General features: G+C 71.3%; 19 protein-coding genes and 1 pseudogene. 10 read left to right on the top strand and 10 right to left on the bottom strand.

The annotated features are described in order from the left end of the window. Positions 1 to 2: 2 nt before the first annotated feature. On the top strand, positions 3 to 3047 hold the full coding sequence (locus ACZ4VI_RS07545) for a CHAT domain-containing protein (protein ID WP_467997540.1): 3045 nt from the start codon (positions 3 to 5) through the stop codon (positions 3045 to 3047). 348 nt (positions 3048 to 3395) lie between these two features. Further along, a pseudogene (locus tag ACZ4VI_RS07540) lies at positions 3396 to 3833 on the top strand (LCP family protein); the annotation flags it as partial. Positions 3834 to 4432: 599 nt separating this feature from the next. On the opposite strand, the gene ACZ4VI_RS07535 reads toward ACZ4VI_RS07540, so the two are convergent. Together ACZ4VI_RS07535 and ACZ4VI_RS07530 are read right to left on the bottom strand one after the other, a co-directional pair. Further along, positions 4433 to 4858 carry a DUF1330 domain-containing protein gene (locus tag ACZ4VI_RS07535; protein ID WP_467997538.1) on the bottom strand — a complete coding sequence of 142 codons (426 nt, stop codon included), beginning with the start codon at positions 4856 to 4858 and terminating at the stop codon, positions 4433 to 4435. Between the two features lie 104 nt (positions 4859 to 4962). Then, the gene (locus tag ACZ4VI_RS07530; protein ID WP_467997536.1) at positions 4963 to 6015 is read right to left on the bottom strand and encodes an NAD(P)-dependent alcohol dehydrogenase; all 1053 of its coding nucleotides are present in this window, start codon (positions 6013 to 6015) and stop codon (positions 4963 to 4965) included. A 129-nt stretch (positions 6016 to 6144) separates the two neighbouring features. Here ACZ4VI_RS07530 and ACZ4VI_RS07525 point away from each other — a divergent pair, with 129 nt between their 5' ends. After that, positions 6145 to 7008 (top strand): helix-turn-helix domain-containing protein, encoded by an 864-nt coding sequence (locus ACZ4VI_RS07525; RefSeq protein ID WP_467997534.1) that lies wholly within the window; start codon positions 6145 to 6147, stop codon positions 7006 to 7008. A gap of 91 nt (positions 7009 to 7099) precedes the next feature. On the opposite strand, the gene ACZ4VI_RS07520 is transcribed toward ACZ4VI_RS07525, so the two are convergent. Beyond that, a complete protein-coding gene (locus ACZ4VI_RS07520; RefSeq protein WP_467997532.1) occupies positions 7100 to 8368 on the bottom strand; it encodes a L,D-transpeptidase in 1269 nt (422 codons plus the stop codon). 237 nt (positions 8369 to 8605) lie between these two features. Then, positions 8606 to 8956: a hypothetical protein gene (locus ACZ4VI_RS07515; protein ID WP_467997530.1), complete on the bottom strand. Its 351-nt coding sequence runs from the start codon at positions 8954 to 8956 to the stop codon at positions 8606 to 8608. Positions 8957 to 9065: 109 nt separating this feature from the next. Between ACZ4VI_RS07515 and ACZ4VI_RS07510 the strand changes: the two genes are divergently transcribed. Then, positions 9066 to 9326, top strand: coding sequence for an LAETG motif-containing sortase-dependent surface protein (locus tag ACZ4VI_RS07510; RefSeq protein WP_467997528.1), 261 nt, complete (start codon positions 9066 to 9068; stop codon positions 9324 to 9326). An 86-nt stretch (positions 9327 to 9412) separates the two neighbouring features. Here ACZ4VI_RS07510 and hutH read toward each other — a convergent pair whose 3' ends face one another. The 5 genes from hutH to ACZ4VI_RS07485 all read right to left on the bottom strand — a co-directional run bounded on the left by hutH (position 9413) and on the right by ACZ4VI_RS07485 (position 15227). Further along, entirely contained in the window at positions 9413 to 10954 is a 1542-nt protein-coding gene (gene hutH / locus ACZ4VI_RS07505) for a histidine ammonia-lyase (RefSeq protein ID WP_467998090.1), read from the bottom strand. A 95-nt stretch (positions 10955 to 11049) separates the two neighbouring features. Next, entirely contained in the window at positions 11050 to 12165 is a 1116-nt protein-coding gene (locus ACZ4VI_RS07500) for a GGDEF domain-containing protein (protein ID WP_467997526.1), read from the bottom strand. 70 nt (positions 12166 to 12235) lie between these two features. Next, positions 12236 to 13024, bottom strand: coding sequence for an enoyl-CoA hydratase/isomerase family protein (locus ACZ4VI_RS07495; protein ID WP_467997524.1), 789 nt, complete (start codon positions 13022 to 13024; stop codon positions 12236 to 12238). Between the two features lie 48 nt (positions 13025 to 13072). Then, positions 13073 to 14215, bottom strand: coding sequence for an adenylate/guanylate cyclase domain-containing protein (locus ACZ4VI_RS07490; protein ID WP_467997522.1), 1143 nt, complete (start codon positions 14213 to 14215; stop codon positions 13073 to 13075). Positions 14216 to 14375: 160 nt separating this feature from the next. After that, positions 14376 to 15227: a biotin--[acetyl-CoA-carboxylase] ligase gene (locus ACZ4VI_RS07485; protein WP_467997520.1), complete on the bottom strand. Its 852-nt coding sequence runs from the start codon at positions 15225 to 15227 to the stop codon at positions 14376 to 14378. Between the two features lie 188 nt (positions 15228 to 15415). Here ACZ4VI_RS07485 and ACZ4VI_RS07480 point away from each other — a divergent pair, with 188 nt between their 5' ends. The 3 genes from ACZ4VI_RS07480 to ACZ4VI_RS07470 all read left to right on the top strand — a co-directional run bounded on the left by ACZ4VI_RS07480 (position 15416) and on the right by ACZ4VI_RS07470 (position 19407). After that, complete coding sequence (locus tag ACZ4VI_RS07480) at positions 15416 to 17446, top strand: zinc ribbon domain-containing protein (RefSeq protein ID WP_467997519.1); 2031 nt, start codon at positions 15416 to 15418, stop codon at positions 17444 to 17446. A gap of 139 nt (positions 17447 to 17585) precedes the next feature. Further along, positions 17586 to 19178: an acyl-CoA carboxylase subunit beta gene (locus ACZ4VI_RS07475; protein WP_467997517.1), complete on the top strand. Its 1593-nt coding sequence runs from the start codon at positions 17586 to 17588 to the stop codon at positions 19176 to 19178. A gap of 16 nt (positions 19179 to 19194) precedes the next feature. Continuing rightward, positions 19195 to 19407, top strand: a complete 213-nt coding sequence (locus ACZ4VI_RS07470; protein WP_467997515.1) for an acyl-CoA carboxylase epsilon subunit — start codon at positions 19195 to 19197, stop codon at positions 19405 to 19407. A gap of 56 nt (positions 19408 to 19463) precedes the next feature. Here ACZ4VI_RS07470 and ACZ4VI_RS07465 read toward each other — a convergent pair whose 3' ends face one another. Further along, positions 19464 to 20780: an MFS transporter gene (locus ACZ4VI_RS07465; RefSeq protein ID WP_467998088.1), complete on the bottom strand. Its 1317-nt coding sequence runs from the start codon at positions 20778 to 20780 to the stop codon at positions 19464 to 19466. Positions 20781 to 20899: 119 nt separating this feature from the next. On the opposite strand from ACZ4VI_RS07465, the gene ACZ4VI_RS07460 reads away from it, so the two are divergent. From ACZ4VI_RS07460 to ACZ4VI_RS07450, 3 genes are all read left to right on the top strand, one after another. Continuing rightward, entirely contained in the window at positions 20900 to 21568 is a 669-nt protein-coding gene (locus ACZ4VI_RS07460) for a TetR/AcrR family transcriptional regulator (protein ID WP_467997513.1), read from the top strand. Between the two features lie 75 nt (positions 21569 to 21643). Next, positions 21644 to 21772 (top strand): morphogenic membrane protein MmpB, encoded by a 129-nt coding sequence (gene mmpB, locus ACZ4VI_RS07455; RefSeq protein WP_467997511.1) that lies wholly within the window; start codon positions 21644 to 21646, stop codon positions 21770 to 21772. A gap of 127 nt (positions 21773 to 21899) precedes the next feature. Beyond that, on the top strand, positions 21900 to 22520 hold the full coding sequence (locus ACZ4VI_RS07450; protein WP_467997509.1) for a Maf family protein: 621 nt from the start codon (positions 21900 to 21902) through the stop codon (positions 22518 to 22520).

Here is a 22520-nt window from a genome sequence, read left to right as displayed (position 1 = left end):
CCATGCCGGTCGACGAGGGTGAGTACGGCGGTTTCCACCGGAGCGGCGTGCGCGCGTTGGGACGGCAACAGTACGCGGAGGCGTTCTACTGGTTCTCCCGCGCGCATGCCGCCGGGCATCCGGAGGCAGCCGACCAGATCTACCGGCTGGTCCACACTGCGAGCGAGCCCGGCGATCCCTTCTTCGTCTGGCAGCCGATGACCGAGCCGGTGGTGCTCTACGCGGCCGCGGCGCGCTCGTACGGGGAGTTCACGGCCACAGGCGACGTGGACCTGCTGGACCGGGCGGTCACCCTCAACCGGGAGAGCGTGCGGTCGGCGTCTTCGGACCTTCCCGCCCGAACCCTCATGCTGGCCTCACTGCGTGACCTGCTGAGAGACCGGTACGACCACCGGGGACGGACCGAGGACCTCGTCGAGGCGCTCGGCGTCGCGTACGAGGCCCTGTCCGTCCTGCCGGCCGGTCACTTCGCGCGGCTGAGGGCCACTCAGCTCCTGATCGCCCTGGAGCACACGCGGTACCGGGCGACCGGAGACGCGGGCGCGCTGCGCACCGCCGTAGAGGCGGTCGGCAGACCGGCCCTGGCACAGCCCGGCGGCACCCCGAAGGACCGGGCGGCACTGGAGTCGAGCCTCTGCGGGGCACTGTCGTCCCTGGCCGAGGACGCCGACGAGGACCCGCTCCTGGACGAGGCCGTCGACCTGGGCCGGGCGGCGGTCGGACGCACGACCTCCGGCGACGCGGACGTGGTGTCACGGAACAACCTGGCAGTCGCACTGATCACCCGCGGCGCAGGGCGCGGTTCACTGGACGATCTGAATGCCGCGATCGAGGTGCTGCTCGCGGCTGGGGCAGCGGATACCGCCACGCACGCCTCCGAGGCGGCGACGACGCTCATGGCAGCGTTGCATGCGCGGGCCGACGTGACCGGACGGGCCACGGACAGGCGGGACGCCGAATTTGTCGGAGAACACCTGCGGAAGGTCTTACGGGGCGCGCCGGCGGGCCACCCGCAGAGGCTGGTGCAGGAGACAGTCGCCGCCCAAGGGGAGGCCGCCGTGGACGCGGCCCGGCGCGCGCTGGACGCCCTGCCGCCGGCCCATGTGGAGCGGCCCTTCGTCGCGGCGCTGCTTGCCCAGGAGCTCAAGGCCGCCGGGCGGTGGAGCGAGGCTGTCGAGGTGGCGCGACAGGCGGCTGCCCTGGCGACCGGCGGCAGGCCGGAGGTCGACACGAACCGGGTGCTGGGCCACGTACTGATGGGTGCCGACAAGCATGGGATCGTCGTCCACGAGGACGAGGTACTGGCAGCCTTCACGGCGGCCGCTGCCGCGTGTGACGAGACGGACTACGTCTACGCCCAGGTGAAGACGGGCCAGGCCGCAGCCCTGGTCGACCGGTTCCTCCGCCATCAGGACGAATCGGACCGCCGGGCGGCTGTGGCGGCTTTCCGGGCCGCGACGGAAGCGACGGGCTCCTCCGTCCAGGACCGGCTGTTCGCAGCGCGCTGCTGGGCCGGGGTCGCGATCGAGGCCGACGACCAGGCCGACGCACTGGCGGCGGGCTGCGCCGCGGTCACACTGCTCCGCGAGTTCGGCTGGGCCGGCCTGGACCGGGACGACCAGGTGCAGAGCATCCACGACGGCAAGGCGATGCCGCGCGTAGCGGCGGCCCTGGCAATCGCCACCGGGCAGCCCGAACTGGCCGTGGAACTGCTCGAACAGGGCCGGTCGGTGCTGTGGGGCTCGACCCTGCACCTGCGCGCGGATCTCGCCGCTCTCGCCGCCTACGACCCCGCTCGCGCCGCCGAGCTTGAGCAGGTCCGTGCAACGCTCAACGAGGATGGCGGACTCGACCGGGAAGAACGTCTGCGGCTGGCCCGGCGCTGGCAGCAACTGGTGTGCGAGGTACGGGAGCTGCCCGGGTTCGCCGCGTTCCTCGGACCGGCCGCGTTCGACGAACTCGCCCCCGCCGCGGCGGAAGGGCCCGTCGTCATCGTCAACATCAGCACCATCCGCTGCGACGCGATCCTCCTGCTGCCGGAGGGAGGGATCGACGTCGTGGAACTGCCCGACGTGGACGTACCGGGCATCGACGCGGTCGCCAACACCTACATGAGCCACCTAGCAGCAGCGATGGAGTCGGACGCCACCGGCCTGACACGCGAGCGTGCCCGGCACACTGTGCACGACACGCTGGAGTGGCTGTGGAAACACATCGCCCTGCCCGTCCTCGACCGCTTGGCCTGGCCGACCAAGTCGACAACCCCGCCCCGGCTGTGGTGGTGCCCTACGGCGTCCCTTACCGCTCTGCCGCTGCACGCCGCCGGACGCTACCCGCGCGCCGCCGCCGACCGCACCGAACCGGTCGGCCTGCCGTACGCGGCTGTGTCCTCGTACACCACCACACTGTCCGCCCTCGTCGACGCCCGGCGGCGGCCCGCGCCCGCGGATCCCACGCTGCTGGCGGTCGCGCTGACCGACACCGAACGCGGCCACGCCGTGCTGCCCGGAGTGGCGGCGGAACTCCGGGCGCTCGACGAGATCCTCGGCCGCCGCCGGCTGACGGTTCTGGCCGAGGACGCGGCCACTACGGCAGCAGTACGGCAACAGCTGCCCGCGCATGCCTGGGCGCACTTCGCCTGCCACGGCTGGCTCGACATGGCGGCACCCGACGGTTCGGGCCTCTGCCTGAGGGATGGTGACCTCAACCTCCTCGACATTGCGGACCTGCGACTCGACACGGCTGACCTCGCGTTCCTGTCCGCCTGCCACACCCGTCTGGGCGCCGGGCAGCTCCCGGACGAGGCCGTGCACACCGCCGCCGCACTGCGCATCGCGGGATTCCGGCACGTCGTGGCGACCCTGTGGTCCATCAACGACCAGGCCGCACCCCAGGTGGCCGCCGCCTTCTACCGCCATCTCGCCGGCCCGGACGGCCCGACCTCCGCCGACGCCGCCCGGGCCCTCCACCGCGCCGTCGGCGAACTCCGCGCCCTGCACCCCACCGACCCGACGCTCTGGGTCCCCTTCGTCCACGACGGCCCGTAAGCGAGACTGCGGGTCTGTCAGGTCGTTCGCGGAACGGTGGTTCTTGTGCCGGTTGGTCGTGTGCGCGACCGGGGTCGGGGCGGGTGCCGGTAACGTCACGATTCGGACTTTCGGCACTCTTTCCGAGGATGCGCGTTGCGTCGAATCACCGTTGCTCTCACGTTGCTGGCAGCCCTCGCCGGAGGCTCCTACGCGGGCTCGCGGGCGGTCTCCAGCGAGCGTGAGTCGCCTGGCGGCGGGCGCGGCACGAACATCCTCGTCGTCGGCATCGACAGCCGCGCGGGGCTCTCCGCCGCCGAGAAGGAGCGTCTCCACGTGGGCGGAAAGGGCTGCAACTGCACCGACGTGATGATGCTCGTCCACCTCTCCGAGGACCGGCGGCGGGCCGGCATCGTCTCCATCCCCCGCGACTCCTACGTCCAGTACGCCGACGCCCCGGTGACAACCGCGGCCGCCGGGCCGGCCCCCTCCGGAAAGATCAACGGGGCGTTCGCGCGTGGCGCGGGCCTCCTGACCGTACGAACCGTCGAGAAGGTCACCGGTCTGCGCATCGACCACTACCTGGAGACCGGGTTCACCGGCTTCGAGCAGGCCGTCAACGACCTCCGCGGTGCGACCGTGTGCACGGACAAGGCCCTCAAGGACAGCGGCTCCGGCCTCGACATCCCCGTCGGCGTCCACCACCTCGACGGAAACGGCGCGCTCCGCTACGTCCGGGCCCGGCACCTCACCCCGCCCGGGGACCTTGGCCGCGTCCGTCGCCAGCAACGCATGGTGAACGACCTGCTGGCCCGCCTCACCGCCGAAGGCGCCCTGTCCGACCCGGTGGGCACGGCTCGCACGGCCCGGGCCCTGCTGCGGTCCGTACGCACCGACGAGGGAACGGAGTTGGGCGACCTGGTCCGCATCGGCCGGGCGCTCGGCCGCCTGCGGCCGGAGAACATCGAGCTCGCCACCGTCCCGATCCGGCTCTTCGACCACCGCGTGCCCGGAGTGGGTTCCACTCTGGTGTGGGACGAGGCCCGCTCCGCCGCCCTGTGGAACGCGCTGAGCGCGGACCGCCCCCTCACGGGCGACCCCCGCATCCAGCCCGTTCCGGAGACCCCGGTCAAGACGAACCCCGCTCTGATCGCGGTTCGCGTGGACGACCCGATCGTCGCCGACGCCTTGCGCCGTAACGGATTCGTCGTCACCGACACCTCGCACTCCGCACCATCCGTACGCCCCGACGGCCCACCGGTCATCAGCTACGCCCCCGGCCGGGAGGCAGACGCGGCCACCCTCGCGGCCGCCCTGCCCACCGCCCGCCTCCAGCCCGTCGCCCACCACGACAGGCACTTCGACGTCGCCGTCGGCACACGCCCTGTCACGGTCAAGACCGTCACCTACGACCGCAACACAGCCGAGGGCGCCCCCGTCACCGGCGACACCCTCCGCTGCCCATCGCCGTCCGACGCGGGCGCCGGGTCGGCCGTGGCGCGCAGCAGTGCGGCGGTCGCGGTCGGGTCGTAGCCGGGGGCGACTCCGTCGACCAGGAGGACGTCGCCCGGCATGTGCCGGGTCCGCAGCGGTATCAGGGCCTGGTAGGCGGCGGATTCGTACCAGCGGCGGGCGTTCTCCATCGACGGGAAGCCGATGATGACGAGCGCGCCCGGCCACTGGCCCTCGCGGACCTCGCGCTCGGGGGCGCCGTGGACGAGGAAGCGGCCGCCGAAGGGGTCGAGGGTCGACTGGATGCGTTCGATGTAGGTGAGGACCTCGTCGTCGAGGACGGGCTTCGGGTGCAGGTTTCCGATGGCGTAAGCGGTCATGACGCAAGCGTGCCGGGGCATGCCGTACGGGGTCGATTACCTCGCACGTCATGCCCGGCACCGTCTCGACCACCATCACGTCGCCGCGGCCCTGCGAAAACCCGTCAGATCGTCGACGTGTCGATCACGAAGCGGTACCGCACGTCGCTCGCCAGCACCCGCTCGTACGCCTCGTTGATCTGGTCCGCGCTGATCACCTCGATCTCCGCGCCCAGGCCGTGCTCCGCGCAGAAGTCGAGCATCTCCTGGGTCTCGGCGATGCCGCCGATCATCGAGCCGGCGAGCGTCTTGCGGCCGCCGATCAGGGAGAACAGGTTGAGCGCGATCGGCTCCTCGGGCGCGCCGACGTTCACCAGCGCGCCGTCCGTCTTGAGCAGGCTCAGGTAGGCGCCGAAGTCGATCGGGGCCGAGACGGTGGAGACGATCAGGTCGAAGGAACCGGAGAGTTCCTCAAAGGTCTTCGGGTCGCTGGTGGCGTAGTAGTGGTCGGCGCCCAGCTTGAGGCCGTCCTCCTGCTTCTTCAGCGACTGGCTGAGCACCGTCACCTCGGCGCCGAGCGCGTGGGCGATCTTGACGCCCATGTGGCCGAGGCCGCCGAGGCCGACGATCGCGACCTTCTTGCCCGGGCCGGCCTGCCAGTGGGCGAGCGGCGAGTAGAGGGTGATGCCGGCGCAGAGCAGCGGCGCGGCCTCGTCGAGGGCGAGGCCGTCCGGGATGCGCAGGGTGTAGTTCTCGTCGACGACGATGTGGGTGGAGTAGCCGCCGTAGGTCGGCTCGCCGTTCTTGTCGAGGGCGTTGTACGTGCCGGTCCCGCCCTTGACGCAGTACTGCTCCAGGCCCTGCTCGCAGTACGCGCACTCCCGGCAGGAGTCGACGAAGCAGCCGACGCCGACCCGGTCGCCGACCTTGTGCCTGGTGACGCCGGCGCCGACCTCGGTGACGATGCCGGCGATCTCGTGGCCGGGCACCATCGGGAAGATGCCCTCGCCCCAGCCGTCGCGGGCCTGGTGGATGTCGGAGTGGCAGATGCCGGCGTACTTGATCTCGATGAGGACGTCGTGCTCGCGGACCGCGCGGCGCGGCACGGTGGTGCGCTCCAGCGGGGCGTTGGCGGCGGGTGCGGCGTAAGCGGGAACAGTGGTGGCGTTCGTGGTCATGGCGGCAAGCCTGCCGGAGCGCGGAAGGGTTACCCAGACCTCTGTTCTGCCTACGTCCAGCGTGCCTACCACTGGCAGGGACAGGAACAGCCGTCCGTGCGGTCGTACGACCTGGGATAATCGGGACGCATGGATCTCAGTGCCGAACTCAGCGAATTCCTGCGCTCGCGCCGGGCCCGGCTGAAGCCCGAGGACGTCGGCCTGCCGGACTTCGGGCGCCACCGGCGCGTGCCGGGCCTGCGCCGCGAGGAGCTGGCGCAGCTGGCCGGGGTCTCCGTCGCGTACTACACCCGGCTCGAGCAGGGCAACGGGCGCAATGTGTCCATGGAGGTCCTGGACTCGATCGCGCGGGCGCTGCGGCTGAGCGACACCGAGCGGGCGCATCTGACGCATCTGGCGAAGCCGACGGCCAAGAAGAAGCAGCACCGGGCAACGATCGCCCGGCCCCAGCAGGTGCGGCCCGGTCTCACCTACCTGCTGGACGCGATGGACGACGTGCCCGCCTTCGTCGTCGGCCGGCGCCTGGACATCCTGGCCTGGAACCGGATGGCCCGGGCGCTGCTCGGTGACTTCGCCACGTGGGAGCCGCGCGACCGGAACATGGCGCGGATGGTCTTCCTCGATCCGAACGCCCGCGATCTCTACCTCGATTGGGAGTGCAAGGCGACCGAGGTGGTGAGCGTGCTGCGGCTGTACGCGGGCTGCTATCCGGAGGACCCGGCGCTGCTTGAGCTGGTGGGCGAACTGTCCGTACGGAGTGAGGAGTTCCGCTCGCTGTGGGCGGCGCACACGGTCGCCGACAAGGGGCACGGCACCAAGCGGCTGCGGCATCCGCTGGTGGGCGAGATGACCCTCCAGTACGAGTCGCTGAAGGTCGCCGGGCCGGACCCGGATCTCGTGCTTGTGACGTACCACGCGGAGCCGGGGACGGCCTCGGCGGACGCGCTGCGGCTGCTCGCGCAGTGGGGCGTGGAGGAGCCCGCCGTACGGTAGCGGGAACGCGAAACGGCGGCTCCCTCCATACGGAGGGGGCCGCCGTTCTCGTACGCGTACCCGGGTGTCGGACCGTACGCATACCCGGGTGTCAGACCGCCGAGCCGGCCTTCCACGCCGACCAGCTCAGGTTCCAGCCGTTGAGGCCGTTGTCGGGGGCGATCGTCTTGTCCTTGGAGTTCTTGACGATCACGACGTCACCGACGATCGAGTTGTTGTAAAGCCAGGCGGCCTGCTGGTTCGGGTCGCCGGCGCCCTTGACGTCGTTCAGGCCCACGCAGCCGTGGCTGGTGTTGGCGGAGCCGAAGATCGAGTCCGGGCCCCAGTAGTTGCCGTGGATGAACGTGCCCGAGGTGGACAGGCGCATGGCGTGCGGCACGTCCTTGATGTCGTACTCGCCCTTGCCGTCGTCGTCGGTGAAGCCGACGGTGGCGCCGTTCATCCGGGTCTCCTTGAACTTCTCGGAGATCACCATCTGACCGTTGTAGGTCGGGTTCTCCGGGGAGCCGGCGGAGATCGGGATGGTCTTGACCGTCTTGCCGTCCTGCTTGACCGTCATGGTCTTGGTGGCCACGTCGACGGTGGAGACCTGGTTGCGGCCGATCTTGAAGGTGACGGTCTTCTGCTGGACGCCGTAGACACCCTTGGCGCCCTCGACGCCGTCGAGGTTCAGCTTCAGGGTGACGGTGGAGCCCTCGGTCCAGTAGTCCTCGGGGCGGAAGTCCAGGCGCTGGGAGTTGAACCAGTGCCCGACGACCTCCTGGCCGCTGCTGGAGGTCACCGTGATGCCGCCCTGGACGGCGGCCTTGTCGGTGATGGCCTTGTTGAAGTTGATCGACACCGGCATGCCCACGCCGACGGTGGAGCCCGCCTCGGGCGTGAAGTTGCCGATGAAGCTGTTGGCCTGGGAGACGGTGGTGAAGGAGGCGTTCTCGTGCGCCTCCAGGCCCTCCGCGTCCGTGGCAGTAGCGCTGATCTTGTAGACCGTGGCGCGCTTGAGCTGCTCGCTGGGCTTCCAGCTGAACTTGTCGGCGGACAGCTCGCCCTCGACGCTCTTGCCGTCCTCGGTGGTCATGGTGACCTGGCTGAGCGTGCCCTCGGTGACCTTGACCTCGGTGCCGTTGTTGATCGACACGTTGTCGGCGCCGTTCTTGGGCGCGATGGATATCTGGGCCTTCGACGTCTTCTGCGCCGCGGCCTCGTCGACCTGAGCCTGTGACTGTGGCGTCTTGGAGCCGTCGGCCGCGCCGCCCTTGTCCGTGTCGCCGCACGCCGAGAGCACCAATACGCCGCCGAGCACCGCGGCAGCAGCCGCCAGGCCCTTGCGGCGCTTGCTGTCCGTCATCACACGCTTCTCCATCGTCGCCGAATCCCTGCCAACACTTGCCTGAACATCCATGACACCCCGCCCGGTTCCGGAAGCGGGGGGTTTGTGGGGAACACCACTGATCCACACGTGCGTCCGGGGCGTCCGGTTCCGGTACCGGCACGGTCGAGTCCAAACCGTTGCCGTACAGGTGCCGGACACGGGGAAGCCCCGGGGCGCGCGAACGTCTCACGACGTCGCCCCGGGGCTCCGAGCAGGGCGGATGCGCTGCTAGGCCGGTACTTCGTCGTCTTCCTCGTCTTCTTCGTCCTCATCTTCCTCGTCGAGGTCCCACTCCTGGGCATCGGGGTCGTACTCGATCTCCTCGCTGGTCCAGGAGGCCTGGACGAGGTCGACCCCGGGGACGTCCCGGACGAGGTCGAAGGGCTCGATGAGGTACGCCAGGGCCTCGGCGCTGTCCTCGCGTACGGAGGAGCGGGCGTGCACGCGCTCCTCCTCCGGCATGAACTCGTCGGTGTCGATACGCCCCAGGGCCGCCCCGGTCAGCTCCTCGGGGCCGGCGATCTCCAGGACGACTTCCACGCGAAGCCGTACATAACGTGATGTCTCGGAAGTAGTCATACGACGGAGCGTAGGCCGCCCGGGGTCCGGACTTTCCTGCGACCCGCTGTGTTCATTAGCATCGGCGCACCTACCAATTCGCGGTTTCCGCTAGGGGGATCGAATCTCTGTGTCCGTCGCCCGACGTCCGCTGCTGACCGCCACGGCGGCCGGGGCGCTGCTCTTCGCTCTGTGGTTCGTCCCGTCCGCGAACGCGACCGACGAGGGTCGGGTCACCGCGACCGAGCAGGAGCGCGCGGCGAGCGGGGCGCGCCTCGCGGAGACGGGCGGCCCGGACACGACGCCGTACGTGATCGGCGGGACGGGTTTCCTCGCGGTGGGGGCCGGGTTCGTGGCGCTGGCGATGAGACGCGGCGGCCGGGCGTACTAGCACGTACGGGGACGTACTGAGACGTACGGAACACACAGCGGAGGGCCGCCCCCGGTGGGGACGGCCCTCCTCGCTGTCCTTACCCGTTACGCCAGCGGGCCGGTGACCGGCTCCACGGCGGCGACGAGCTTCCCCGCGCGGACGAAGGCGTCGGCGGCCTCCAGGTCGGGGGCGAGGAAGCGGTCCGGGCCCGGGCCCTCGACCCCGGCGGCGCGCAGGGCGTCGATGGCGGCCTGCGAGGCGGGGGCGGGTGTCAGGTGACGGCGGAGCTCGATGCCGCGGGTGGCGGCGTAGAGCTCGACGGCGATGATCCGGTTGAGGTTGCCGATCGCGGTGCGCAGCTTGCGGGCGGCGGACCAGCCCATGGAGACGTGGTCCTCCTGCATCGCGGAGGACGGGATGGAGTCGGCGGAGGCCGGGACGGCCAGCCGCTTCATCTCGCTGACCAGGGCGGCCTGGGTGTACTGGGCGATCATCAGGCCCGAGTCGACGCCGGCGTCGTCGGCGAGGAAGGGCGGCAGGCCGTGGGAGCGGTTCTTGTCGAGGAGCCGGTCGGTGCGGCGCTCGGCGATGGAGCCGAGGTCGGCGGCGGCGATCGCGAGGAAGTCCAGGACGTACGCGACGGGGGCGCCGTGGAAGTTGCCGTTGGAGCGGACCTGGCCGTCGGCGAGGACGACGGGGTTGTCGACGGCGGAGGCGAGCTCGCGCTCGGCGACGAGGCGGGCGTGGGCCATGGTGTCGCGGCCGGCGCCGGCGACCTGCGGGGCGCAGCGCACGGAGTACGCGTCCTGGACGCGCGGGGCCTCCTCCTCCTGGAAGTGGCCGGTGAGGCCGGAGCCCTTGAGCACGGCGAGCATGTTGGCGGCGGAGGCGCCCTGGCCGGGGTGGGGGCGGATGGCGTGCAGCTCGGGTTCGAGGACCTTCTCGGTGCCGAGGAGGGCTTCGAGGGAGAGGGCCGCGGTGATGTCCGCGGACTTGTAGAGGGTGTCGAGGTCGGCGAGGGCCATGATCAGCATGCCGAGCATGCCGTCGGTGCCGTTGAGGAGGGCGAGGCCCTCCTTCTCGCGCAGTTCGACGGGCTGGATCCCGGCGGCGGCGAGCAGCTCGCCGGCGGGCTTCACGGTCCCGTCGGGACCTTCGGCGTCCCCTTCGCCCATCAGCGTGAGCGCGCAGTGCGAGAGCGGCGCGAGGTCGCCGGAGCAGCCGAGGGAGCCGTACTCGTGCACGACCGGCGTGATGCCCGCGTTGAGGACGTCGGCCATGGTCTGGGCGACCTCGGGGCGGACGCCGGTGTGCCCGGAGGCGACGGTCTTGAGCCGCAGGAACATGAGCGCCCGCACGACCTCCCGCTCGACGCGCGGTCCCATGCCGGCGGCGTGCGAGCGGACGATGTTGCGCTGGAGCTGCGCCCGCAGCTCGGGGCTGATGTGCCGGGTGGCGAGGGCCCCGAACCCGGTCGAGACGCCGTACACGGGCTCGGGCTTGGCGGCGAGCGCGTCGACGACGGCACGGGAGTCGGCAAGCGCCTGCACGGCCTCGGGGGACAGCTCGATGCGGGCGCCGTGGCGGGCGACGTCGATGACGTCCTGGAAGGTGGTTCCGGACGTGCCAAGGACGACTGAGTGCATATCCATATTCAGCAGCCTACGGATTGAAGAGCGACCTGTCACTAGCTGACCGGCCTACGGGTCCTTACTACGCCTCCTTGGACAGCACGGCCACGTCACACCGGCGGCGCGTCCCGGAAGCGACGACGGTCCCGCGCCCCAGGAGGCGCGTCGGCCAGGGGGATGACCGTGCCGTCGCGGCCTGCCACGACCGGCTTCGCCGAGCGGGCCGCCTTGGCCTGGTACTGGGCCGCGTCGGCGAGGCGGAAGAGGCGGCGGGCGGACTTGACCGGGCCGATGGGGTCGCCCGTCGAGGCGACACCGCAGGCGACGCCCTCGCCGAGCTCCAGTTCGCCCGCGCGGACGCAGAGTTCGTCCGCGACCGCCACCACCTCGTCCGCCGACGGGCCGACCGACAGGAGGCAGAACTCGTCGCCGCCGAGACGCGCCGACAGGGCTCCCGGGAGCATCGCCCCGCACCGGGAGAGCACCGAGCCGAACCGTTCGAGCAGGCGGTCGCCGACCGCGTGCCCGTGGGTGTCGTTGACCCGCTTCAGGCCGTTGAGGTCGCAGACCGCCAGGCTCACCACGGACCCGTCCGCCCGGTAGCGCTCGATCGCCTCGTCGAGCCGGGTGTCGACGGCGCGCCGGTTCGCGAGGCCGGTCAGCGGGTCGGTGAAGGCCAGCTTCCGTACCTCCTCCAGGCGCTCCGCCTGCGCGATGCCCGCCGCGACCACGGCCGCGAGCACCGCCGCGAAGTCCGCGTCGTCACGGTCGAAGACCGGCGCCCCGGCCGGGCGGGCCACGTACAGCTCGCCCCAGGCCCGCCCGTGCAGCACGACCGGCGCGACCACGCAGCAGCCGCGCCCGCGCGTGCGAAGGCCGGTGACGCGGCCGGTCGGGACGGGGTCGCCGGCGGTCTCCACCCAGGCGTCGGGCTCGCCGCCGCCGGCCCACTGCGCGTGCAGGAACTCGGTGATCTCGGGGAACTGGTGCACCGGGTACGTCTCCGCGTCGGGGAACTCCTCCTCCCCCACGGCCCGCTCCCCGGCGTTCACCAGCACTTTCAGCCGGCCGTGGTCGCGTTCCCAGACCGACAGTGCGGCGAAGGTCCCGCCGAGCCCGTCACGGGCGCCCAGCGCCGCGGCCCGCCAGAACTCGCGCGGGGTGTGCGCCGCCGCCATCGCCTGCGCCAGCGCCACTACGGCCCGCAGCCGCACGTCCTCTCCCATTCATTCAGTTTAGGGAGGTTCGTCCGGTTTTACGTGCGGAGTGTCACAGAAAGTGACACGTGCGGGATTCTCACACGCCCGGCCACTCCGGCTTCCGCTTCTCGTTGAACGCCGCCACGCCCTCCGCCCGGTCCCCGGAGAAGGCCACCGCACGCCAGGCCGCGTCCTCGACCTCCATGCCCGCCTTGAGATCCAGGCCCAGCCCGAGCCGCAGCGCGCGCTTCGCGGCGCGCAGACCGACCGGCGAGTTCGCCGCCATCCGCCCGGCGAGCTCGAGGGCCGCCGTACGGGCGTCCTCCGCCAGCACATCGACGAGCCCCAGCTCACGCGCCTCCATCGCCTTCACCCGCCGCGCCGTGAAGACCAGCTCGGCCGCGCGCGCCGCGCCCACCCGGCGCGGGAGCAGCTGCGTACCGCCACCGCCCGGGATCACGCCCACCGAGACCTCCGGCAGCCCGACCACGGCCGTCGCGTCGGCCACGATCACGTCGCAGGCGAGCGCCAGCTCGTAGCCACCGCCGAGCGCGAAGCCGTGGACGGCGGCGACGGCCGGCATCGGCAGATCGAGCACGCCGCCGTAGGCGCCGCGCGAGACGGGGCGCTGGCGGACCATGTCGGCGTCCGTGAAGGAGTTCCGCTCCTTGAGGTCGGCGCCGACGCAGAAGGCCCTGTCGTTGGAGGACGTCAGCACCGTCACCCGTACCGAATCGTCCGCGCCGAGCGCCGCGCACGCCGCGCTGATCGACCGGGCCATCTCCAGGGAGACCGCGTTCATCGCCTTGGGCCGGTCGAGGACCAGCTCGGCGACGTACTCGTGCCGACGGACCGCGACGAACTCACCGAACCGCTGCTCGGACATGACCGCACCCTCCCGGTTAACGCGTGTTAACGACTGTTCACCGGGATCCTAGGTGGGACGGCGGGTCAGCTGCCAGGGCTCCACGACACCGAGTCCGCGCACCGGCCGCTGCCACATGGGCTGGAGCGCGAAGCGGTACGTCGGTGGCGGAGCGCCCTCCTTCTCGGCGCGGGCCGCCTCCTCGGTCGCCTGCGTCTCGGAGACGGGCGCGTCGCCGGTGCGGGTCAGCTCCTCGGCGAGCGCCCCGTCGACCAGGACGGTGTCCTTGGGCGCTATCGAGGTGAGCCGGCTCGCGAGGTTCACCGTCGTACCGAAGACGTCTCCCATCCGGGTCGTCACCGTGCCGAAGGCGATGCCGACGCGGAGGGCGGGCATGGTCTCGTCGTGGCTGAGCGTCTCGATCAGCCGCAGGGCGATCTCGGCGGCGGTGCCGGCGTCGTCGGCGGCGTACAGGACCTCGTCACCGAGCGTCTTGATGAGCCGGCCGCCGTGGGCGGCGACGAGGTCGGCGCAGGTGGTCTCGAAGGCCTCGACGAGCTCGCCGAGCTCCTCCTCCTCCAGGCGGCGGGTCAGCCGGGTGAAGCCGACGAGGTCGGCGAAGCCGACGGCGAGCCGCCGGTCGACCATCTCCTCGTCGTCGGCGGCCTGCACGACGCGGCCGGTGGCGGCGGCGAGCTGGCGGCGCCAGACGTAGATCAGGAACTCCTCCAGCTCGGGCAGGAGCAGCTCGATCAGGGGGTACGTGACCTCGGTACGCGTCATCCCGGGCTCGGGCGGCTCGGTGAGGCCCTCCAGGAACGAGTCGATCTGCCACTCGGCCAGCCGGGCGGTGGTCTGGCCGGTGGAACGGGCGACCTGGACGGCCATGGGCTCGCTGAGCAGGCCCGCCTCGACGAGACCGGCGAGCCGGCGCAGGGCGAGGACGTCGGCCTCGGTGAGCGCCTTGGCCTGGCCGATGTCGGCGAAGCCCATGGCGCGCCAGAAGCGGGAGGCCAGCTCCATGGAGACGCCGGCGGTGCGGGCGGCCTGGAAAGGGGTGTAGCGGCGGTCGGCGCCGAGGATGAGCTGTTCGAGGCGGATCGCGAGGGGGTCGACGGACGGCTCGGCCGTGTGGTCGACGTGGTGGTGCGGGGTCGGGTACGCCGGAGGTTCGGCTTCGCCGCCGCCGTTGTGCGCGTCGTCGACGGTCACCGGCCGCCTCCTGCCGTTTCCCTGCCCACTGCCCTGCCGATCTGTCGCCCTGGATCGCGCTCCACGATACGACAGGTGTGTGCCAGCTCACGCCGTTACGACGTCCCCAGGGGTTGTGGGCACCCGTTCCGCCAAAGGCGGAAGGTGCCCACAAACGCTCCTACGACTCCGCGCGCAGGTGGACGATGTCGCCGGCCGAGACCGCCTCCGTGCCGCCGCCCTCCGTCGCCACCACCAGACGGCCGTCGCCGTCCACGGCCACCGCCTCGCCCTCCAGCATCCGCTCGCCCGGGAGGTCCGCCCGCACCCGCAGGCCCAGGGTCGAGCAGCCCGCCGCGTACGCCTCCTGGAGGCCGGAGGCCGCGGGGTCGCCGTCCGCCCGCACCCACTCCCCGTACCAGTGCTCCAGCGACCGCAGGACCGCCCGCAGCAGCGTGTCCCGGTCCGTCGAGATCGCGTTCGCGAGGAGCAGGGAACCGGCCGCAGGCACCGGGAGTTCGTCCTCCCTCAGCGTCACGTTGATGCCGAGCCCGACGACGATGCCGTCCGCGCCCGCCCGCTCGGCGAGGATCCCCCCGGTCTTCCGCTCCTCTCCTCCGACCGAAACCAGCAGGTCGTTCGGCCACTTGAGGGAGAGGTCCACGCCCGCGGACTTCGCGAGCCCGGTCGCCGCCGCGACGCCGGCGAGCAGCGGGACCCAGCCCCAGCGGTGCACCGGCACGTCCGGCTTGAGCAGTACGGAGAAGAAGAGCCCGGCCCGCGGCGGCGACACCCACTCACGGTCGAGGCGCCCGCGCCCCGCGGTCTGCTCCTCGGCGACGAGCACGGCACCCTCGGGCAGCTCGTCGGCGCGCGCGGCCAGGTCGGAGTTGGTGGATCCGGTCGTGGTGACCAGGTCGAAGGAGGTCCACAGACCTTCGGGGAGGACGAGCGCGCGGCGCAGCGCGGTGGCGTTGAGCGGGGGCCGGTCCAGGTCGGACCACCGCGCTCCTGAGGCATCGGAGGACGTCATGCACGTCAGCGTAGAGCGTGCGGGAGGCCGTGACGGGGCAGGTCGGGGCCGGTGGTTGCATCGGCATCGCCGTCTGCAGAGCCGGGCAATACGGATGCGCGTGCGACGAGTCGCCAGCATTGATGAACATGTACGAAGTGCGCCTGTCAGTACGAAAGCCCTCTCTAGTTTGAGGCAGGGAGGTGACGGTGAAACAGACCGCCCAGAAGTCACGGAAGTTCCGGGGGAGGAACAAGCGGAAGGCTTGGCGGAACGACGGCCTTGTCTCGGTGATGGTGCTGCCGCTCGCCATCACCGACCCGTCAGACCTGAGCCGTCTGGAGAAGCTGTTCGGCGCGATGTGGAGCATCAAACGGGCTGTGCAGCGGGATGCTCGCGCCAAGATCGATGCTTACTGGGCAGCAAAGCGCGAGCGTGGCCGGCTGGGGGCGAAGGAGGTGCGGCAGCGCCTCGGCCTCAACCGTGAGGCCCTGGAGCGGTGTGCCTACGCTCATCTGGAGAACTCCGGCCATCTCGCACACCACGTCTCGAAGGCGCTTGCGATGCACATGGCGGACGAGGTGTGGAACGGCGTGCAGCGGCATCTGTTCCCCGACGCGACCGGCCACCACCATGGGCGCCCGAAGCCCGGCACGTGGCACGGCTTCACCCGTATCCCCGGCCGCGCCCGCTCCCACACCACCGCCAGGAAGTGGGAGACATTCCGCCTGGTCGGCACCCTCCCCGGCCACGCCATGGCGTACACCGATGGTGTCCTGCGCCCGATGAGGCAGCCGCGCCGGATGCCGAAACCCACCGTTCCAGACCACAGGATGGCCACCGGCCGGCTGACCGCCGCAGGAGAGCCAGGGACGCGGAAGGCCACATGGTGGGACCACGACGGCCCTCTCGCCGTTGTCTTCGCCGGTGGCCCCGACAGCAGGGCGGGTGACCTCGTGCTGCCGGTGCGCATTGCCCAAGGTCCGGGCCAGTGGGACCGCGTACAACACTTCCTCTCCCATCCCGGACGCTGGCACAAGGTGGACCTCGTGCGCCGTCGCAAGACCAGCGCTCCGGGAGGTTGGGTGTACGAGGCACACCTGATGGTCCTCGGCCCCGGCTACACCGCCCCCGCCGTCCGCGCCCTGCGGGACCGGGCCTCCGCCCTGGACCGGATCGGCGGGGTGGACGGCAACGTCTCCAACATCTCCGTCGTCTCTTTCCCGGCCGGTCTGGATCCCGCCCAAGGACAGCCGCGGTCCTCCGAGATCACGCTCAGCCTGGAGGAGCGAACGCTGCTGGAGCAGCAGGCGAAGAAGCAGCGAGGCCGAGCGCGGGCTCTGGAGCGCTCACGCCGGGCGACGAACACGGCGCAGTACGGGCTGTCGAAGAAGCAGGCCGAGCGCGCCGAACGGCGCGCAGCCAAGGCCCTCAAGCCCAAGGTCGTCTCCGTGCCCGGCGGCGCCCGAGCCGCCCGCTCCGATGGAACGCCGAAACAGGCGCACCGGCGGGACCAACTCTCGAACGGCTACCGGGAGCTGCGGGCACGCCAGGCCGAGCAGGCCACCGGCATGGCCGAGCACCGCCGCCACCGCGCCCGTGACCTGGCCCGGCAGATCATCACCGTCCACGGCCCGAACCTGGTGGTGGAGGACTGCGACATCCGTAGCTGGTACCGACTGTGGGGCAGGCGCCTCTCTCAGACCACACCCGGCCTCGTGATCGCCGCGCTCGACCGCGAATGCCGAGCGGCGGGCGGGCGCCTGGTCCGAGTCTCCACGTGGAGCACAGCCCTTTCACAGCACTGTCTCTGCGGGGAGCGCGTCCCGAAGTCGCTGCGGGACCGCGCACACAGGTGCCCTGCCTGCGGCTTGGCCGGCAAGCGGGACCTGGTGTCCGCCGCCCTTGCCGCCTTCGTCCGCCTCACCGACGCGGACGACCCCTCCACCGCGTACCGGGACGACAGTCTGTCCCGGCACGCACAGACCGTCTTCGCACGAGGGCTGGAAGAAGCCCTGCGGGAGTCAACCGCACCGAGCCCGAAACCGGTTCGCCGGTCGGGCCGCGTGGCAGTCTCACGGCAGCGCTGTGCGACCTCTGCTCCCCGAACCGCCGGACGGCGGTACCGAGCGACCCCGGATGAGCCACGCCCCGCGCGTGACCACGCTGGACAGCCCGCTACCCGCCCCGGCCGCATCCCGCAACAGCTCACACTCTGGGGTATATACCCCACTGGGTGACATGCGGGGCGACTCTTAGGTGTGGCAAAGACCGCAGTGCCGAACCGTATCGCCGTCGATACGCTACGGGTCAGTAGCCGAGCAGTAGCCCATTCGTACCCACCGAACCCCCCGTGACCAGGCAGGGAGCCGCATCCCGATGTCCGAGTCGGTAGAGCCACACGAGATCGACATTCACACGACCGCGGGCAAGATCGCGGATCTGCAGCGCCGTATTGACGAGGCCACCCACGCCGGTTCCGAGCGTGCCGTGGAGAAGCAGCACGCGAAGGGGAAGCTGACCGCGCGGGAGCGGATCGCGCTCCTGCTCGACGAGGGCTCGTTCGTGGAGCTCGACGAGCTGGCGCGGCACCGGTCGACCGCCTTCGGCCTGGAGAAGACCCGCCCGTACGGCGACGGTGTGGTGACCGGCTACGGCACGGTCGACGGCCGTCCGGTCGCCGTGTTCTCGCAGGACTTCACGGTCTTCGGCGGCGCGCTCGGCGAGGTCTTCGGGCAGAAGATCATGAAGGTGATGGACTTCGCCCTGAAGACCGGCTGCCCCGTGGTCGGCATCAACGACTCGGGCGGCGCGCGGATCCAGGAGGGCGTCATGGCCCTCGGCATGTACGGCGAGATCTTCCGCCGCAACACCCATGCCTCCGGTGTGATCCCGCAGATCAGCCTGATCGTCGGTCCGTGCGCCGGCGGGGCCGTGTACTCCCCGGCCATCACCGACTTCACCGTCATGGTCGACCAGACCTCGCACATGTTCATCACCGGACCCGACGTCATCAAGACGGTCACCGGTGAGGACGTCGGCTTCGAGGAGCTGGGCGGCGCGCGCACGCACAACACCACCTCCGGTGTCGCGCACCACATGGCGGGTGACGAGAAGGACGCGATCGAGTACGTCAAGTCCCTGCTGTCGTACCTGCCGTCGAACAACCTCTCCGAGCCGCCGGCCTTCCCGGAGGTCGCCGAGACGGAGACGACGGACGAGGACCGCGAGCTGGACGTCCTGATCCCGGACTCCGCCAACCAGCCGTACGACATGCACACCGTCATCGAACACGTCGTGGACGACGGCGAGTTCCTGGAGACGCAGGCCCTGTTCGCGCCGAACATCCTCACCGGCTTCGGCCGGGTGGAGGGCTTCCCGGTCGGCATCGTCGCCAACCAGCCGATGCAGTTCGCCGGTTGCCTCGACATCAACGCGAGTGAGAAGGCCGCGCGCTTCGTCCGCACCTGCGACGCCTTCAACATCCCCGTCATCACCTTCGTCGACGTGCCGGGCTTCCTGCCGGGCGTGGACCAGGAGTACGGCGGCATCATCCGCCGCGGCGCCAAGCTGATCTACGCGTACGCCGAGGCGACCGTCCCGCTGATCACCGTCATCACCCGCAAGGCGTTCGGCGGCGCGTACGACGTCATGGGCTCCAAGCATCTGGGCGCGGACCTGAATCTCTCGTGGCCGACCGGACAGATCGCGGTCATGGGCGCGCAGGGGGCCGTCAACATCCTCCACCGGCGGACCATCGCCGCCGCGGAGGACCAGGAGGCCGAGCGCGCCCGGCTGATCCAGGAGTACGAGGACACGCTGCTCAACCCGTACACGGCGGCCGAGCGCGGCTACATCGACGGCGTGATCATGCCGTCGGACACCCGCCCGCAGATCGTGAAGGGCCTGCGTCAGCTGCGGACGAAGCGGGAATCGCTGCCTCCGAAGAAGCACGGCAACATCCCCCTCTAGGCCTCAGGGAGTCGACATGATCAAGGTCGTACGAGGTAACCCGACCCCGGAGGAGCTGGCCGCCGCACTGGCGGTGGTCCAGGCCCGGGCCGCGGCGACGGCGGCGGCGACCGCGGCCGGCGGCGGCCCGGTGGCACCGGAGGGCTGGTCGGACCCGGCCCGCATCGCCCGCTCGGTACGCCCCCGGCCGGGACCGCGCTCGTGGGCGCGCTCCTACTGGCCGGTGTAGCGAGACACGTACGCCGAAGGCCGGACCCCGTGGGTCCGGCCTTTCGTGTGCCCGGATCACGCCTTGCGGAGGAAGAGTCCGGCGAGGACCGCGCCCACGACGACGATCGCCGCGTTGACCAGGACCGCGAGGCCGATGCCGTCCAGGACCGTGGTGGAGGTCACGACGACGGCGCTCATGATCGGCGTGCCCATGGTGATGCCGATCTGCTGGGTCATGGTGGCGAGGCCGGTCGCCATGCCCTGCTCGGAGTCGGGCAGTCCCGAGGTGGCGGTGACCATGAATCCGACGATGGCGAGCATGTTGCCGACCCCGCCCGCGAACGTGGCGGCGAGCAGCAGCCAGAGCCAGCTCCGGTCGTCGCCGAGGGCGTAGAGGGAGACGGTGGCGGCGGCCTGGAGCAGCCCGCCGAAGACGAGCGCGGAGCGGGACCCGTACCGGCCGATGAAGCGCGGCGCGAGAACCCCGCCGAGGACCGTGCCCGCGCCGAGCACGCCGAAGGACAGCCCGGCAGCGAGCGGCGAGAAGCCCAGGACGTCCTGGAGATAGAGCGTCATCAGGAAGACCAGCGAGGTCTCGGTGACGAAGGCGACGAGCCCGGCGAGGTTGCCCCAGACGACGGTGCGGCGGGTGAGGATCCGTACGGGTACGAGGGGTGAGGCGGCCCGTCGCTCCACGAACCAGAAGGCGACGAGGAGCGCGGCGCCGACGGGGAGGGCCAGGGGCTCGGTGGTGAGGCCGTAGACGAGCGCGAGGAGTCCGCCGGTGACCGTGATGGCGCCGGGGACGTCGAGGCGCGGGCGGGCGGTCGGACGGCTCTCCTTGAGGACGGCTGGGGCGACGAGGAGGACCGCGAGGGCGACGGGCACGTTGATGAAGAAGGCCCAGCGCCAGGAGAGCAGGTCGGTCAGGACCCCGCCGAGGATCGCGCCGGTGGTGAACCCGGCCGACATGAGCGCGCCGTTGAGGCCGAGCGCCTTGGCCCGCAGGGGACCCTCGGGGAAGGAGGAGGTGAGCAGGGAGAGCCCGGCGGGGGTGACGGCGGCGGTGGCGAGGCCCTGGGCGACGCGGGCGGCCATCAGGACCGCGGGGTCGGTGGCGAGGCCGCCGGCGAGGGAGGAGATCCCGAGGAGCGCCATCCCGCCGAGGAACAGGCGGCGGCGTCCGACGAGGTCGGCGACGCGCCCGAAGAGGAGGGTGAATCCGGCGGCGGCGAGGGCGAAGGCGGTGCCGATCCACTGGAGGTTCGCCAGGGAGAAGCCGAGTCCTTCGCCGATGACGGGCAGGGCGACGTTCAGGATCGAGAAGTCGACGGCCAGCATGAACTGGGCGACGAGGAGGACGAGGAGGACGAGCCGCATCCGTCCGTCCATACGGGCGGTGGCGGACGGGACGCCAGGCTGGGCGTCGACCTGTGACCGGACGTCGGTGACATCGGTGGCATCGGTGGCAACCATGAGCGGCCCCTTAATGGGCTTTCGGTTCCGTTAAGATGTCCCGTACCGTAGCAGACTCGGAAGCGTTAATGGAACAGGAGACCCGTTTGAGTGAGAGCCAGCCGGCCGTGCCCGGCACCGTGCGCCCCGGGGGCCGTACCGCGAAGGTGCGCCGGGCCGTCCTCGAGGCGACCGAGGACGCCCTGGCCGCCACGGGCTTCCACGGGCTGAACATGGACCACGTCGCCGCGAGCGCGGGCGTCGGCAAGACGACCGTCTACCGGCGCTGGGGCTCCCCCGTCGGCCTCGTCGCCGACCTGCTGCGCGACATGGCGGAGCAGTCCCTGCCGGCCTCCGACACGGGCAGCCTGGCCGGTGACCTCCGGGCCAACGCCGCGCTCGTCCTCAAGACCCTCACCGACCCGCGGATGGGCGGCGTCTTCCGCGCGGTCATCGCGGCGGCGGCCTGCGACCCGGAGTGCGCCGAGGCGCTGAACGGCTTCTACCGGGCCCGCCTGGAGGAGTGGGCCCCGGTGGTGAAGCGGGCCACCGCGCGCGGCGAGATCCCACCGGCGACGGACGGCCTGGAACTGCTCCGCGCGGTCTCGGCCCCGCTCTACTACCGCTTCATGATCACGCGCGAGCCGCTGGGCCCCGAGGACGCGGAACGGGCGGTCCGGGCGGCGCTGACGGCGGCGGAAGCCGGGGTGTTCACCTCGATGTGACTAGTTCGTCGGCACCGGGTCGCTTGAGTACGGGTACTCAGGTGCCCCGGCCGTCCCACGAGCAGGATCGGAGGCATGCTGTGGTCCGACCCGGAGAACGAGCCGCCGAAGGAGATGCGCGACATGCAGGCGATGCTGCGCCGCGCATCGATCCTGCTGGCCCTGGCGATGGTGGTGGCGATGTTCGTAGCGGGCATCCACTGAGTGGCGGGCATCCACTGAGTGGCGGGCGTCCACTGAGCGGGCGTCCACTGAGTGGTCGGCGTCCAGGAGCGAGCGCCCGGAGCGTCCGCGTACAGCCGGGAGCCTCCGTACTGGCTACGCTTCCCTCATGACTGCTGATCGCCGCCGTGTCGTGCTCGCCTCCGCCTCGCCCGCCCGTCTCGGACTGCTGCGGCAGGCCGGACTCGCCCCCGAGGTCATCGTGAGCGGCGTCGACGAGGACAAGGTGCACGCCCCGACGCCCGCCGAACTCGCCCTCGCGCTCGCCGAGGCCAAGGCCGCCCACGTGGCCGCCCGCCCCGAGGCCTTCGGCGCCCTGGTCATCGGCTGCGACTCGGTCCTGGAGCTCGACAAGCAGGCCCTCGGCAAGCCCGCCGACGCCGAGGAGGCCACCGCCCGCTGGAAGGCGATGCGGGGCAGGGCGGGCATCCTCCAGACGGGTCACTGTGTGTACGACACGGCCGCCAAGCGCTACGAGTCGGCGACCGCCTCGACCCTGGTCCGCTTCGGCGAGCCCACCGACGCCGAGATCGCCGCGTACGTGGCGAGCGGCGAACCGCTGCACGTGGCGGGCGCGTTCACCCTCGACGGCCTCTCGGCACCGTTCATCGAGGGCATCGACGGCGACCCGGGCAACGTGATCGGCCTCTCGCTGCCCATGCTGCGCACGCTGCTCGGCAAGCTGGGGATCTCCATCACCGACCTGTGGGCCAACGACGTCACGGCGTAA

The sequence above is a fragment of the Streptomyces sp. NPDC029169 genome, assembly GCF_055563935.1.
Note: the sequence above shows the minus strand (reverse complement) of the source record. Positions and strands in the feature narration are given on the sequence as shown.

Bases quoted from the DNA above. Each gene is read 5' to 3' on its own strand.
- ACZ4VI_RS07545 (WP_467997540.1), top strand. From the start codon at position 3: ATGCCGGTCGACGAGGGTGAGTACGGCGGTTTCCACCGGAGCGGCGTG.
- ACZ4VI_RS07535 (WP_467997538.1), bottom strand. From the start codon at position 4,858: ATGACCGCTTACGCCATCGGAAACCTGCACCCGAAGCCCGTCCTCGAC.
- ACZ4VI_RS07530 (WP_467997536.1), bottom strand. From the start codon at position 6,015: ATGACCACGAACGCCACCACTGTTCCCGCTTACGCCGCACCCGCCGCC.
- ACZ4VI_RS07525 (WP_467997534.1), top strand. From the start codon at position 6,145: ATGGATCTCAGTGCCGAACTCAGCGAATTCCTGCGCTCGCGCCGGGCC.
- ACZ4VI_RS07520 (WP_467997532.1), bottom strand. From the start codon at position 8,368: ATGGAGAAGCGTGTGATGACGGACAGCAAGCGCCGCAAGGGCCTGGCG.
- ACZ4VI_RS07515 (WP_467997530.1), bottom strand. From the start codon at position 8,956: ATGACTACTTCCGAGACATCACGTTATGTACGGCTTCGCGTGGAAGTC.
- hutH (WP_467998090.1), bottom strand. From the start codon at position 10,954: ATGCACTCAGTCGTCCTTGGCACGTCCGGAACCACCTTCCAGGACGTC.
- ACZ4VI_RS07500 (WP_467997526.1), bottom strand. From the start codon at position 12,165: ATGGGAGAGGACGTGCGGCTGCGGGCCGTAGTGGCGCTGGCGCAGGCG.
- ACZ4VI_RS07495 (WP_467997524.1), bottom strand. From the start codon at position 13,024: ATGTCCGAGCAGCGGTTCGGTGAGTTCGTCGCGGTCCGTCGGCACGAG.
- ACZ4VI_RS07485 (WP_467997520.1), bottom strand. From the start codon at position 15,227: ATGACGTCCTCCGATGCCTCAGGAGCGCGGTGGTCCGACCTGGACCGG.
- ACZ4VI_RS07475 (WP_467997517.1), top strand. From the start codon at position 17,586: ATGTCCGAGTCGGTAGAGCCACACGAGATCGACATTCACACGACCGCG.
- ACZ4VI_RS07470 (WP_467997515.1), top strand. From the start codon at position 19,195: ATGATCAAGGTCGTACGAGGTAACCCGACCCCGGAGGAGCTGGCCGCC.
- ACZ4VI_RS07465 (WP_467998088.1), bottom strand. From the start codon at position 20,780: ATGGACGGACGGATGCGGCTCGTCCTCCTCGTCCTCCTCGTCGCCCAG.
- ACZ4VI_RS07460 (WP_467997513.1), top strand. From the start codon at position 20,900: ATGTCCCGTACCGTAGCAGACTCGGAAGCGTTAATGGAACAGGAGACC.
- mmpB (WP_467997511.1), top strand. From the start codon at position 21,644: ATGCTGTGGTCCGACCCGGAGAACGAGCCGCCGAAGGAGATGCGCGAC.
- ACZ4VI_RS07450 (WP_467997509.1), top strand. From the start codon at position 21,900: ATGACTGCTGATCGCCGCCGTGTCGTGCTCGCCTCCGCCTCGCCCGCC.